Source organism: Gaetbulibacter saemankumensis DSM 17032 (assembly GCF_000425645.1).
Classification (GTDB): Bacteria; Bacteroidota; Bacteroidia; order Flavobacteriales; family Flavobacteriaceae; genus Gaetbulibacter; species Gaetbulibacter saemankumensis.
Genome location: NZ_AUDV01000006.1, coordinates 327,468 through 340,819, shown reverse-complemented (window position 1 = coordinate 340,819; position 13,352 = coordinate 327,468). Strand labels below are relative to the sequence as shown.

At 35.5% G+C, this 13,352-nt stretch carries 14 protein-coding genes; 5 read left to right on the top strand and 9 right to left on the bottom strand.

Translation table 11 applies throughout. From position 1 onward, the window contains the following. Positions 1–103 precede the first annotated feature (103 nt). The 4 genes from H611_RS0103860 to H611_RS0103845 all read left to right on the top strand — a co-directional run bounded on the left by H611_RS0103860 (position 104) and on the right by H611_RS0103845 (position 4,305). Entirely contained in the window at positions 104–892 is a 789-nt protein-coding gene (locus tag H611_RS0103860) for a carboxypeptidase-like regulatory domain-containing protein (protein WP_027137110.1), read from the top strand. A 104-nt stretch (positions 893–996) separates the two neighbouring features. Next, entirely contained in the window at positions 997–1,500 is a 504-nt protein-coding gene (locus H611_RS0103855; RefSeq protein ID WP_027137109.1) for a DUF6702 family protein, read from the top strand. A gap of 91 nt (positions 1,501–1,591) precedes the next feature. Continuing rightward, positions 1,592–3,895, top strand: coding sequence for a M1 family metallopeptidase (locus tag H611_RS0103850; RefSeq protein ID WP_027137108.1), 2,304 nt, complete (start codon positions 1,592–1,594; stop codon positions 3,893–3,895). Between the two features lie 119 nt (positions 3,896–4,014). Next, positions 4,015–4,305 carry a Sec-independent protein translocase subunit TatA/TatB gene (locus tag H611_RS0103845; protein WP_027137107.1) on the top strand — a complete coding sequence of 97 codons (291 nt, stop codon included), beginning with the start codon at positions 4,015–4,017 and terminating at the stop codon, positions 4,303–4,305. Between the two features lie 44 nt (positions 4,306–4,349). On the opposite strand, the gene H611_RS0103840 is transcribed toward H611_RS0103845, so the two are convergent. The 8 genes from H611_RS0103840 to kynU all read right to left on the bottom strand — a co-directional run bounded on the left by H611_RS0103840 (position 4,350) and on the right by kynU (position 11,986). Continuing rightward, positions 4,350–4,991 carry an O-methyltransferase gene (locus tag H611_RS0103840; RefSeq protein WP_027137106.1) on the bottom strand — a complete coding sequence of 214 codons (642 nt, stop codon included), beginning with the start codon at positions 4,989–4,991 and terminating at the stop codon, positions 4,350–4,352. After that, positions 4,991–6,073 carry an amidohydrolase family protein gene (locus H611_RS0103835; RefSeq protein ID WP_027137105.1) on the bottom strand — a complete coding sequence of 361 codons (1,083 nt, stop codon included), beginning with the start codon at positions 6,071–6,073 and terminating at the stop codon, positions 4,991–4,993. Before H611_RS0103835 ends, H611_RS0103840 begins: the two co-directional genes overlap by 1 nt. Positions 6,074–6,081: 8 nt before the next feature. Next, a complete protein-coding gene (locus H611_RS0103830) occupies positions 6,082–6,606 on the bottom strand; it encodes a 3-hydroxyanthranilate 3,4-dioxygenase (protein ID WP_027137104.1) in 525 nt (174 codons plus the stop codon). Between the two features lie 66 nt (positions 6,607–6,672). Beyond that, positions 6,673–7,455, bottom strand: coding sequence for an SDR family oxidoreductase (locus H611_RS0103825; protein ID WP_027137103.1), 783 nt, complete (start codon positions 7,453–7,455; stop codon positions 6,673–6,675). 5 nt (positions 7,456–7,460) lie between these two features. Further along, the gene (locus H611_RS0103820; protein ID WP_027137102.1) at positions 7,461–8,903 is read right to left on the bottom strand and encodes an aldehyde dehydrogenase; all 1,443 of its coding nucleotides are present in this window, start codon (positions 8,901–8,903) and stop codon (positions 7,461–7,463) included. After that, entirely contained in the window at positions 8,903–9,304 is a 402-nt protein-coding gene (locus H611_RS0103815; RefSeq protein WP_027137101.1) for a RidA family protein, read from the bottom strand. The genes H611_RS0103820 and H611_RS0103815 overlap by 1 nt, the downstream gene beginning before the upstream one ends. Next, positions 9,301–10,722 (bottom strand): FAD-dependent oxidoreductase, encoded by a 1,422-nt coding sequence (locus H611_RS0103810; protein ID WP_027137100.1) that lies wholly within the window; start codon positions 10,720–10,722, stop codon positions 9,301–9,303. Before H611_RS0103810 ends, H611_RS0103815 begins: the two co-directional genes overlap by 4 nt. Beyond that, positions 10,715–11,986, bottom strand: a complete 1,272-nt coding sequence (gene kynU / locus H611_RS0103805; protein ID WP_027137099.1) for a kynureninase — start codon at positions 11,984–11,986, stop codon at positions 10,715–10,717. The genes H611_RS0103810 and kynU overlap by 8 nt, the downstream gene beginning before the upstream one ends. Positions 11,987–12,090: 104 nt before the next feature. Between kynU and H611_RS0103800 the strand changes: the two genes are divergently transcribed. After that, on the top strand, positions 12,091–12,510 hold the full coding sequence (locus H611_RS0103800) for a (4Fe-4S)-binding protein (protein ID WP_027137098.1): 420 nt from the start codon (positions 12,091–12,093) through the stop codon (positions 12,508–12,510). A gap of 116 nt (positions 12,511–12,626) precedes the next feature. On the opposite strand, the gene msrA is transcribed toward H611_RS0103800, so the two are convergent. Further along, positions 12,627–13,292 (bottom strand): peptide-methionine (S)-S-oxide reductase MsrA, encoded by a 666-nt coding sequence (msrA, locus tag H611_RS0103795; RefSeq protein ID WP_027137097.1) that lies wholly within the window; start codon positions 13,290–13,292, stop codon positions 12,627–12,629. Positions 13,293–13,352: the final 60 nt, after the last annotated feature.

Genomic DNA, 13,352 nt, shown 5'->3' with positions numbered 1-13,352 from the left:
GGTATTCTTTTTTTGGTAAAACTAATTATTTATAATTTAATGTAAAAAGTAATGAAATAATAGTAAATTAGAAGTTGATAGCTAATTTTAGAAAAAAATAAATATGAAAAACATACTACTGATAGTATTCTGTATTACCAATTTTATATCCTATTCACAAAATTACAGACGCATCGATGTTGAAGGACAGATTGTTGTTGAAAGCAATGATGTTTCTGGTATTACTATTTTTAATGTGTCTTCCAATATGGGTACCATATCAGATAATGATGGAAAGTTTAAAATAGCTGTTAGGTTGAACGATATTATTGAGGTAAGTGCCCTTCAGTTTCAAAATATTCGATTTGAAGTTAATGAATCCATTGTAGCTTCAAGACAAATGAAAATATTCTTAATTGAAGAAATTAATAAACTAGATGAAATTGTATTAAGGTCTAAAAATCTTACAGGTAATTTAGAGGTTGATTTAGCGGCTAATCAGCAATTTAAACCCAAGTTGGATGCTTTATATTTTGGACTAAAAAATAAAGATCAATATGAGTTTACAGACGATAATCAATCGGATGCTCAGAATATTTTAATGAATCGTCAGGAAATGAAATATGGTTTAAATATAGCCAATGTTGTAGGGCAGGTATTATTGCCATTATTTAGAACAAAAGCCCCCAAAAATGATGATGTAGGAATTCCAGAAGTACCCGTGGAAGCCGTAAAATATTATTTCGGTTCGGAATTTTTACAGGATAATTTTAATATCCCCGAACATAGGGTCGAAGATTTTATTGAGTTTGTTGAGGGAGATAATTTCGACTATTCGCTCTTAAATCATGGTAGAGAGATGGAATTCCTAGAGTATTTACATCAAAAGAGTCTTGAGTTTTTAGGTAAATAGGGTTGGTGCTTCAATAAAAGTCATTTTGTTTTTTTTCTTGTCAATAGGTTTGGGAATACTATTTGACTACTTCTAAATGTCTATTTTTGCAGAAATTTTATTTAATGAAACTTTTTAAAATTACATTTTTAGTTTTAGCCTTATCGTGTTTTGCTTTTTCAGCGGTTCATAAATATTATGTGAGCGTCACTCAAGTTGAGTATGTCGAAGAGAAAGAATCGATTCAGATTATTTCCAGGATTTTTATTGACGATTTTGAGAGTGTACTGCGTGAGCGTTATGATGAATCTATAACCTTAGCTACTGGTAAGGAGGAAAAAATGGAAGATTATTACATAGAACGCTATTTAAAAGATAAGATAAACATCCAGATAAACGGACAGTCCGTTCCCATAAACTTCATAGGTAAAGAATACGATGTCGATATTGTTAAATGTTATCTTGAAATTGAAGGAGTGAAGCATGTGAAAACTTTCGACATTACAAATCGTGTATTATTCGATATGTTTGAGGATCAGCAGAATATCGTTAAAACTAAAATTAATTCGAAACAAAAAAGTACTATTCTTATTACACAAAGAGACAATTTAGTGTTAAAATTTGACTAAAGAAAAGTTAATTGTTTTTATAAGTCTCTTATTCTCTCGTTTTTTGTGTTGATAGATTAAATATGATAATTTATTAACCAATAATTAAACAATGATAAAACTTAAGTATTATTTTCTTTCTGTTTGTTTTGTCTCGGCAGCAGCTTTTGCGCAAGAACAAAAAACAGATCGTAAACAAGGTCACACCAACACAAATAAATTCAGGCAGTTGTATGATGAATTTTCAACCCCTAATATGTATAGAGCAGCTTCAGGGGCTCCGGGTTCTGCATACTATCAACAACAGGCGGACTATAAAATGGACATTGTTTTAGACGATGAAAATGCTAAAATATCAGGTTTTGAAACCATTACCTATACCAATAACTCACCAGATAATTTAAAATATCTTTGGGTGCAGTTAGATCAAAATATGCGTGCTAAAGATTCTAAAACACCTTTAATTGAAGGGGGAGGGGTTGCACCAGTGCAAAGAGCAGAAGATTTTTATTCTGCTTATTTGAAAGAACCTTTTGATGGAGGATTTAATATACAGGAAGTAAAAGACTCTAAAGGGAACGATTTATCATACATGATAAATAGAACTATGATGCGAGTGGAATTACCTGAAAACTTAGGGACTGGTGATAAATTTTCATTCTCCGTAAAATGGTGGTACAATATTAACGATCATGTTGATGGTCGTGGACGCTCTGGTTACGAATATTTTGCGGAAGATGATAATCGTGCTTATGTTATCGCACAATTCTTTCCAAGAATGGCTGTTTATAGCGATGTTGAAGGCTGGCAAAACTCTCAGTTCTGGGGGCGTGATGAATTTGCTTTGCCTTTTGGTAATTACGAAGTAAATATTACAGTACCTGCCGATCATATTTTAGATGGTACAGGAAAGCTTATGAATAGAAAAGAAGTCTTTTCTAAAACGATGTTAGAACGTTATGAACAGGCTAAAAAGTCTTATGATGAGCCTGTTTTAATTGTTACTCAAGAAGAGGCTGAAGCTGCAGAAAAAACAAAATCGTCAGAAACTAAAACGTGGAAACTCTACGCAGAAAACGTGCGTGACTTTGGTTTTGCTACATCAAGAAAGTTTATCTGGGATATGATGGCTGTAAAAATTGGTGATAAAGATGTGATGGCTGTTTCAATGTATCCTAAAGAAGGAAATCCGCTTTGGGAAGAATGGTCTACTAAAACAGTAGCCAGTACTTTAGAGTCTTACTCGAGAATGACTTTCGATTATCCTTACCATAAGGCTATTTCGGTCCATGCGAAAAATCAAGGAATGGAGTATCCTATGATTTGCTGGAATCATGGACGTCCGGAGGCAGATGGGACCTATAGTGACCGTGTTAAGTATGGTATGATGGGAGTAATTATTCATGAGGTAGGACATAACTTTTTCCCTATGATTGTGAATAGCGATGAGCGCCAGTGGACATGGATGGATGAAGGGTTAAATACATTTTTACAATATGTGGCAGAGCAGGATTTTGGTAAAAAATATCCAGGAGCCTTGTCTCCACAGGATAAAGTATTCCCATCAAGACGTGGACCAGCAAAATACATTGTACCTTATATGGGAGGCGATCAAAATTTTATCTCTCCAGTTATGAGTAAGGGACTTAATGTATATCAGTTCGGTAGCAATGCATATAGTAAGCCAGCAACTGCTTTAAATATTCTTAGAGAAACCGTTATGGGACCTGAATTGTTCGATTATGCTTTTAAAGAATATTCTAATCGTTGGAAATTTAAGCACCCAACTCCTGAGGATTTCTTCAGAACAATGGAAGATGCATCAGCTTTCGATTTGGATTGGTTCTGGAGAGGTTGGTTCTATACAACTGATTGGGTTGATATAGGAGTTAAAGATGTTAAGAAATTCTACGTGTCTTCTGAACCTAACGAGTATACCAAGAACTTAGTTAAACAGCGTGGTATGCGTTTGTCCGATCTTCCTCCATTAGTATATATGGTTGAAGAAGGTAGCGCCGATTATAACGACGAGATGAAGCAAACCGAGCTATTAGAAGCATCTGCTACTTTAAAGGAATATTTAATGGATAATTTTTCAACTGAAGAGCGTCAGTCTATTAAAGCACCAAAGTTTTTCTACAACATCACTTTTGAAAAACCAGGAGGTTTAGTAATGCCAATTATTGTTGAGTATACCTATGCAGATGGTACTAAAAAGAAAGAAACATATCCTGCACAAATTTGGAGATATAATGATTATGAAGTGAGTAAAGATATTGCTTCAGATAAAGAGATTGTTAAAATTGTAGTAGATCCTAATGAAGAAACAGCCGATATAGATACATCAAACAATGTATGGCCTAAGAAAGAAGTGAAAAGTGATTTCGAGCAGTTTAAAGATAAACTGAAAAGTTAATCGCTATTATAACTATACTATAGAAAACCGACTTTTAGAAGTCGGTTTTTTTTTTTTTGAAACTTAGCGGTAAATAAGTATAATTATTTTAAGGAGTTAAAACAACTCACTATATTTGTATTGTGAAAATACTTAATACTATATTATCTATCAGTGGGGCAGAAATAGTCTTTGTACTATTTATTGTCATCATGGTTTTTGGTGCTGATAAACTTCCGGAAATAGCTCGTGGATTAGGTAAAGGCATGCGTACACTTAAGGATGCTACCAACGATATTAAACACGAAATTACCAAGACAGCCGATAAAAACAATATCGATACCAGTATTGTTTCCGATGTAAAAAAGGAAATAGACAGTGTAAAAGACGATATTGAAGATTTTACCGGTTCGGTAAAACGTAAATTATAAGTTTATACTTAAGGATGTAGGTTGTCCTTGAGTCCTTACATAGATTAGCGTTTTCTACTTATTGTTAACCCATCTCTAATAGGCAAAAGAACCGTTTCTATTCTTGGGTCTTTCTTTAAAAGCGTATTGTATTCTAATACAATCTTAGTCGATACATCTTTTGGGTCTAATGGTTCTACCACTTTGCCGTGCCATAATACATTGTCTGAAATGATGATGCCTCCCGGATTTAATTTGTCAATAATCAAGTGAAAGTAATTCACATAATTTGGTTTGTCGGCATCAATAAACACCAAATCGAAAGTTTTATTAAGTGTAGGAATAATATCGGTCGCAGCCCCTAAATGCTGAAATATTTGATGTCCGTACTCCGATTTATCAAAATATTTGCGTTGAAAATCGAGTAATTCTTCATTTACATCAATTGTGTGTACTTCACCATCTTTTTGAACACCTTCAGCTAAACACAGTGTCGCATAACCCGTAAAGGTTCCTAATTCCAAAATGTTTTTTGGGCGAGTAAGCTTAGAAATCATACTTAGTACCCGACCTTGATACGGACCACTAAGCATAATGGGTTGTAATATTTTTTGGTAGGTTTCACGGGTAAGCTGTCGTAGCAATTCTGGTTCATCTTCGGAATGGGCTACAACATAATTATCTAATTCTTCTGGTAGAAAGTACATTAGGATAAAATTCGATTTATTAAGGTTTGTTTTCCTGCTTCATCATCACCGTAAAGCCATTGTATTACATTATCCTGCCAAATAGCATCGTATTCCTGCTGATTAATGATTTTACGTTCCATCGCCAAATCTAATATTTTTCCCGGATAAGACGATTGTTTTGTGCTCTCCATTTCACCAAGAGGATAGGGGTCGTCTAGTCCCATAAGTACTTGGTTAGACCCTTGATTTTTAATGAGTAACTCTAAGCTACCAGTGTCATGAACCAGCGTGTCGAAGAAAATATTTTTATGGCCAACAGCCTTTCTGGGGTGATGTTTACCTTCAAATAAGTCGGGGCGTCCATCAAATCCTTGAATTCGGCGACCTAAGTTAATCTGTGCCAATTGTCCTCCGTGGGCAAAGCAGGTGCGCATTTTAGGATATTTTTCCTGATAGCCATTTAAGGTTAGAAAATGATAAGCATCAGCACATTGGGCGAGCATCCAGATAAGATGGAATCGCCAAGATGTGTTTTCTAATTTAATAAACTTTTCACCGTCGTATGGATGAATTTCGATGGCTAAATTATATTTATTGGCCAGTTCGAAAATAGGTTCATTTTCTTCATCAAAAATGCAACGCCAAGTACCAATCGTGTCCATGTAATGGGTTGGGAGGCATAGTAGTTGTAGACCAAGTCCTTCTACACAGCGTTCAATTTCCCAACAGGCACTTCTTAAAAAACCGGGATGAACCACAAATCCACAAGTAAATTTACTTGGGTTTTCATGCTGAATTCGGGCATTAAAGTCGTTTTGGAATCTTAGAGCTTGTTTCATTTCTTCAACCCGAAGTCCATTTCCGTATAGTTGAGATAAATTCAATACCACGGCATGGTCTATTTTATTACGCTCCATCCATTCTAATTTTTCATGTAGAAAAAAACTAGAATCCGTAACTGGTCGACGCCAGTCTTTTTGAAGCATATATTTTCGATCTTTGTCTACCCAAAAAATACCTTTTTCGTGCATGAAATCAGGGATTTCTTCTGGATAAGGTAACAGGTGCGAGTGTCCGTTAATGCGCAGTTTTTTTGACATAAATTGAATTATCCTTTTTTAGGAGGTTCCATAATGGTTCCACATTTATCGCATGTACGTTGGGCTTCACTGCTGTAGAACTTATCGAATATTTTAGGCATATCGGTTTCAATATCTTTAAGTTTGAAACTTTCGGTGTAAAGCTGATGGTTACAATTTTCACAATACCATTGCAGGGCATCTTCCATATCCTTGGAGCGTGGATATTCTATTACTAAGCCTACAGTATTTGCAATGCGCTGGGGGGAGTGTGGTACTTTTGGGGGTAATAAGTAAATATCTCCTTCATTAATATGAACATCTTTTGGTGTATCTCCATCCATGATTTTTAAAATCATATTTCCTTCAACCTGATAGAAAAATTCAGGGGTTTCGTTATAGTGATAGTCTTTACGGTTATTAGGTCCGCCTACAACCATAACAATAAAGTCACCATCTTTCCAAACCACTTTGTTGCCAACAGGTGGTTTTAATAAATGACGATGTTCTTCAATCCAGGCTTTAAAGTTTAAGGGAGAAACGAGCTTGCTCATGAGTATATCTGTTTTAGTATTACCATAATTATTGGCAGAGATTCGTGTTTAATTAGTTTTATAAAGTTACAAAGATTTTGTTCGTCCACCATCAATGGGCATATTAATTCCATTAATATAACTTGCAGCTTCACTAGCTAAGAATATAACGGCATTAGCTGTTTCTTCAGGTTTAGCAAATCGTTTAGCCGGTGAGTAAGCTTTCATGATTTCGGTCATTTCTTCTATGGTCCGCTCTTCGTTAGTTGCTTTAATTTTTATAATTTCATTGAGGCGTTCCGTTTCAGTAAATCCAGGTAATATATTGTTAACAGTAATTCCAAAAGCTCCTAATTCTACAGATAATGTTTTGCTCCAGTTCCCGACAGCACCTCTAATGGTATTGCTAACGCCTAAACCGGGTATAGGCTCTTTAACTGAAGTTGAAATAATGTTGATTATCCGTCCAAATCCGCTATCTTTCATAAAAGGTACTGTTGCTTGAGCCAGTACATGGTTGCATTTAACATGTTGTGTGAAGGCGCTATCAAATTCGTCTAAACTGGCATGTAGAATTTGTCCGCTCCGGGGTCCTCCAGTGTTATTAACGAGAATATGAAATCCATGGTGGTTCTCTACATATTTAATGACTTGTTCTTGGAGTTCTCTGGGATTTGAAAAATCGGCAACAATAAAATCATGATGCTCACTATCTGGTAATTCCTGAATTACAGCTTTCAGTTTTTCTCTGTTTCTAGCAACTAAAGTTACTTTTACACCTTCTTCGGCTAATGCAATAGCCGTAGCCTTACCAATACCTGCGGTGCTTCCGCACACCAAGGCATATTTATTTTCAAGATTTAATTTCATTTCTTTTAATATTTAATACAAACATTTTTGGCTTCTGTAAAAAAGCGAAGGGCTTCAAATCCGCCTTCACGTCCTATACCTGAAGCTTTAACACCACCAAACGGAGTACGTAAATCGCGTAACATCCACGTATTTACCCATACAATGCCTGCCTGAATTTGATTACTTAGTCGAATGCCACGTTGTAAGTTATTGGTCCAGATGGTTGCCGATAAACCATATTTTACCCCATTAGCCATTTGTAATACTTCATCTTCCGTTTTAAAGGGCATTAAGGTGACTACGGGGCCAAAGACTTCTTCTTGATTTATTTGACAGTTATTTGTTTCAACTTCTATGATTGTAGGTTCCATATAATATCCATTTTCGAAACCTTCAACACAAATCTGTTGGCCTCCAAATAATATTTTCCCACCTTCATTTTCGGCATTATTTATATATTTTAATACTTTTTCTAAGTGAGACTTAGACACGATAGCACCAATATCTGTAAGGTCTTTTGAAGGATGGTCTACTCTTAATAGTTTTACTTTTTGTATAAAATCTGATTTAAATTTTTCATAGATGGAATCTTCAACAAAAATACGACTACCGCATAAGCATATCTGACCTTGATTAGTAAATGATGAGCGTATAGTAGTATTTAGCATGTCACTGTAATCACAATCGGCAAAAATGATATTTGGGTTTTTTCCTCCTAGCTCTAATGATAGTTTTTTAAACATGGGGGCCGCTGTTTTTGCAATATGTGCGCCGGTTTTAGTTCCTCCGGTAAATGAAATGGCTTTTATTTCGGGGTGCTCAATAATGGCCTGTCCGGTAGTGTTTCCTAATCCGTGAACGATATTTAATACCCCTTTAGGTAAACCGGCTTCAATACAAATTTTACTTAATAAAAAGGCAGTTACAGGTGTTACTTCACTAGGTTTCGCTACCACGCAATTTCCAGCAGCCAGTGCGGGAGCTATTTTCCAGGTAAACAGATATAATGGAAGATTCCATGGTGAAATACAGCCCACAACACCTATAGGACGACGTAGCGTGTAATTTATGGCTTCCTGACCAACGGTTTCATGGCTTTCACTGGAAAACTGTGTAATAGCATGAGCAAAAAAGCGAAAGTTACTGGCTGCTCGAGGAATATCAACTGATTTGGCTAAGGTGATCGGTTTGCCATTATCGATACTTTCTGCTTCAGCTAAGGTATCGATATTGTTTTCAATCAGGTCTGCAATTTTTAAGAGTGTGCGACAACGTTCTTCTAGCGGGGTTTGAGACCAGCTTGGAAATGCCGATTGGGCTGCTATATAAGCATTGTCAACGTCTTCTTGTGATGAATTGGGGGTTTGGCCATAAACTTCACCATTAGCAGGGCAGAAGTTGTCTAGCCAGACCTTCGATCGTGGTTTTAAAAGTTCTCCATTTATGTAGTTTTTAATTTTAAGCATTATGATTTTTTATATGCTGTTACTTTTATTTCTACCAATAAATCGGGATGTGGTAATTGATGAACGGCAATGGTAGTTCTTGTAGGCCCAGTTTCTTTATTGAAAAACTCGCCATATGCTTTGTTGTAACCTGCAAAATCGTTCATGCTTACCAAAAAGGTTGTTACATCTACAATATCGTTAAGCGTAGCGTTCTCTTTAGCTAGATTTTTTTCAATATTTTTTAGTACCTCGCGCGTCTGAACTTCAATATTTAATTTTTTAGTGCCCATGTTGTCAATAATTTCCACTCCGGCAATGCTATTGTCAGGTCGTCTTGAACTTGTGCCGGAAACGAAAATAAAATCGCCTACGCGTTTGGTGTGGGGATAAGCACCTCTAGGGGTTACAATTTCGTTCATATTACTTGATTTAATGCTGCAATTCTATCATCTTCAAGAATGGCATTGGTTTCTTTTTTTATTTTTTCTAAAATAACATTTAAATCATCACTCGAAGTAATTTCTTTATCTGAAATTAATTTTAAAATCGCTTTATCTTGTGCACGGCCCCTTAGCATGGCTTCTCGATAACCGATTTCTTCTTTGAAGGTAACTAATCTATATTTAGAAGCATAGTCCCTTGGGAATTCTTTTTCCAAAGCTAATTCTATTTGGCGTTTTTCTCTAAATATGGCATGATTTACATGGTCTTTCATTTCGTGAAAATTGTCAATTGCTAAATCGGCAATAGCATCGGTATCTTGTTTTCGAGTGGATTCATAGGTTTTGAAAATAGTTTCCCAATCGCTTTTAGAATTAGGATTAGGGTGGGTTTCTAGAACCTTATCAAATTCTACAACATCTTCAAACGAAGCATTCATGCCTTGGCCATAAAACGGAACAATGGCATGAGCGGCATCTCCCATTAATAAGGTGTTGCCTCTGTAATGCCAAGGAGAACATTTAACCGTGCCCAATGGTGAGGTCGGGTTTTTAAAGAAATCTTTTGTTACATTAGGCATAAGCTCTAAAGCGTCTTTAAAATAAATACTGAAGAATTCAGTAACCCGGTCTTCGCTTGTTAAATTGTTAAAATTGTATGTGCCTTCATTGAAACTTAAAAATAAAGTAACGGTAAAACTTCCGTCTAAATTTGGTAAGGCAATGAGCATGAAAGATTCACGTCCCCAAATATGAAGTGCGTTTTTAAAGGTTTTAAAATTACCCTTATCATCAGGTAAAATACTAAGTTCTTTATAGCCATGCGTTAAATATTGTTGGGAGAAGCTAAACAAGAATTTTTTCCGAAGAAAATAGTTTTTCCGTAATACTGATCCAGCTCCATCGGTAGCGAAAATAACATCGGCATCTTCTACAAAAAGGTGTTTTGAATTATAATCTTCGAACTGGGCTGTGGTATTCTCAAAATTGACAGATTTACATGTTTTATTGAAATATAGTGTTACATTCGAATGTTTTTCGGCTTCGTCTAATAATAATGCGTTAAGCTGGCTACGAGAAATAGAGTTGATGTATTCATTGTCTTTGCCACTGTAAGGAGCTAACATGGTGTTGCCTTGTATGTCATGAAGCATTCTGCCATGCATAGGAATGCAAAGGGCTTCGACTTTTTTATCGATACCAACCAATTTCATGGCCTTTATGCCTCGATTAGAAAAAGCTAAATTTATTGATCTACCGGCATCTAAATTAACTTTTCGAAGGTCTGGGCGTTTTTCATAAACTGTTACCAAATAGCCTCTTTGTCCTAAACGAAGCGCCAATAAACTTCCGCAGAGTCCAGCACCTATAATAATTATGTTTTGTTGTTTATTCACTGAGACTTTTTTTTAATTTTTCAACGAGACGATAGACATCTTCAAATGAATTATAAAGAGGTACGGGAGCACAACGAATCACATCAGGTTCTCGCCAATCTGAAATCACTCCTAAGTTAGTTAATTTATCGTGTAATGTTTTATCGGCATTTTTTACTTGAATTGATAGTTGGCAACCTCGTTTTTCTGGATTTTTAGGTGTAATTATTTTTATATTATCATTTTTGATTTGATTTATAAGGTATTCAAAATATCCAGTGAGGGCTTTCGATTTATTTAATAGTTTGTCGAAGCCAACTTCGCTGAAGAGGTCTAAAGAAGCCCTAATAGCCGCCATAGATAAAATTGGCGGATTGCTTAATTGCCAACCTTCTGCCCCTGGTAATAAATCAAATGCATCACGCATATTAAATCGTGATTCCTTATTATGGCTCCACCAGCCAGTAAATCGGTTTAAAGTTTTATTGTGTGCATGGCGTTCATGAACAAAGCACCCAGCTAAACTTCCGGGCCCTGAATTTAAATATTTATAAGAGCACCAAACGGCAAAATCAGCACCAGAGTCATGCAGGTTTAATGCCACGTTTCCCGCGCCATGGGCGCAATCAAAGCCTACTTTGCAATGATATTGGTGGCCGAGTTTTGTTATGCGTTTTAAATTTAAATACTGCCCGGTATAATAATTAACACCTCCAAGTAGTATTAAGGCAATTTCATGTCCTTGATTTTTAAGAATGGTTTTTAAATCATCGAAGTGTAATAGCTCTTCATTTGGTCTTGAATGCCATAATATAAGTCCTTCTTTGTCATTGAATCCATGATGTCTTAATTGAGATTCTACGGCAAATTTATCGGAAGGAAAAGCATCAGCTTCAATAAGTATTTTATAGCGTTGTTTGGTTGGTTTGTAAAATGAAACCATCATTAAGTGAAGGTTTACAGTGAGGGTGTTCATAATAATAACTTCCTCTGGTTTAGCCCCGACAATTTTTGCCATGTTATTGGTTAAAAATTCGTGATAATGTAACCATGGGTTTTTAGCTTGTGTGTGCCCTTCAACACCTAACTTTGCCCAGTCATCAAGTTCTTGGTTAACGTATGCTTTCGTGTTCTTTGGTTGCAGGCCTAAGGAATTTCCAGTCATGTAAATAAGATCATGACCATCTTGATTTTTTGGAATATGAAACTGATTTCTATAAGTCGCTAGTTCATCCCTTTTGTCCTGTTCTAATGCGAATTGTAGACCTTGATTATAGTTGAGCAAGTTGATTAAATTTAAGGTTGTTAACAAAAATAAGAATTCTTAATTAAGAAACGTTGCTAAAATGAAGCCTTATAATTTTGTATATTTAGTAAAATTTGGTGGTTATGGGTAAGACAAAAGAATATTCTAATGGTGAAATTACCATAGTTTGGGAGGCTAAGAAATGCATCCATTCAGGTATATGCGTGAAGGGATTACCCAATGTTTTTAGACCTTCTTTAAGGCCTTGGATTAAAATGGATGGGGCAGAAACGGAGACTTTAGTTAATCAGGTTAAACAGTGTCCTTCCGGGGCTTTAAGTTCTTATATTAATGGTGCAAAGGATAAAACAACTGATTTAATAGAAACAAAGATTGATGTTTTAAAAAACGGCCCATTATTGGTGCATGGTTTGTTAAAAGTTAACTTAAAGGACGGTTCTCACGAAATTAAAAATAGAACAACGGCTTTTTGCAGGTGTGGAAAATCGGGAGACAAACCTTATTGTGATGGTACACATTCGAAGATTGATTTTGTTGGATAAAAAGAAAAGGATCTAAACGTTTTAGTTAGATCCTTTTGAGATATATAGAGACACATAATGTGGGATACTCTTTAGTTTTATATACGATTACCAGTATGTTTTTGGATTAAATAATTTTAATCTTTTTCTTGATTTGTTTTTAAAATATCAGGAAACTTTTCTTTGAATCTGTTTAATCTTGGTTTTGATACATTTTGAATGTATCGATTGTTTGGATTTAATTTTTCATAGTCCTGATGATAGTCCTCTGCTTTCCAAAATTTTTGAAACGGGTAAACTTCGGCGGCAATTTTTACATTTAGAGCTTTTGCTATGGAATCTTTTTTTCTTAAAATAATTTGTTTTTGCGCTTCATTCTGATAGAAAATTATAGAACGATATTGAGAACCAATATCATTGCCTTGTCCATTTTCTTGTGATATATTTTGAGAACCGAAATATACATCTACTAAGGTTGAGAAGTTAATAAGTCGTGGGTCGTAAATAACTTCAACCGTTTCGGCATGCCCAGTTTTGCCTGTGTTACTGGAGGCGTAAGTTGGATTTTTGGTGTGGCCTCCCGAGTAACCACTAGTAACCTCATTTACTCCTAGGACACTTTCAAAAATGGCTTCTACGCACCAAAAACAACCGCTAGCAAAATAAGTTCGTGCTTGACCTTGTTCTACAGGGAGCTCGACAGGTTGCGCAGTTGTGATTTTCTCTTGTTGTTTTTTTGATTGTGCTGAATTTTGACAACTAAACGTGAATAGTAGAACTAAAAGGTAAATGGAATGCTTCATGTTATAAGGTCTTTCTTATAATAGACGTATTAATATTTAAAACTTAACGTGAGAGCATAA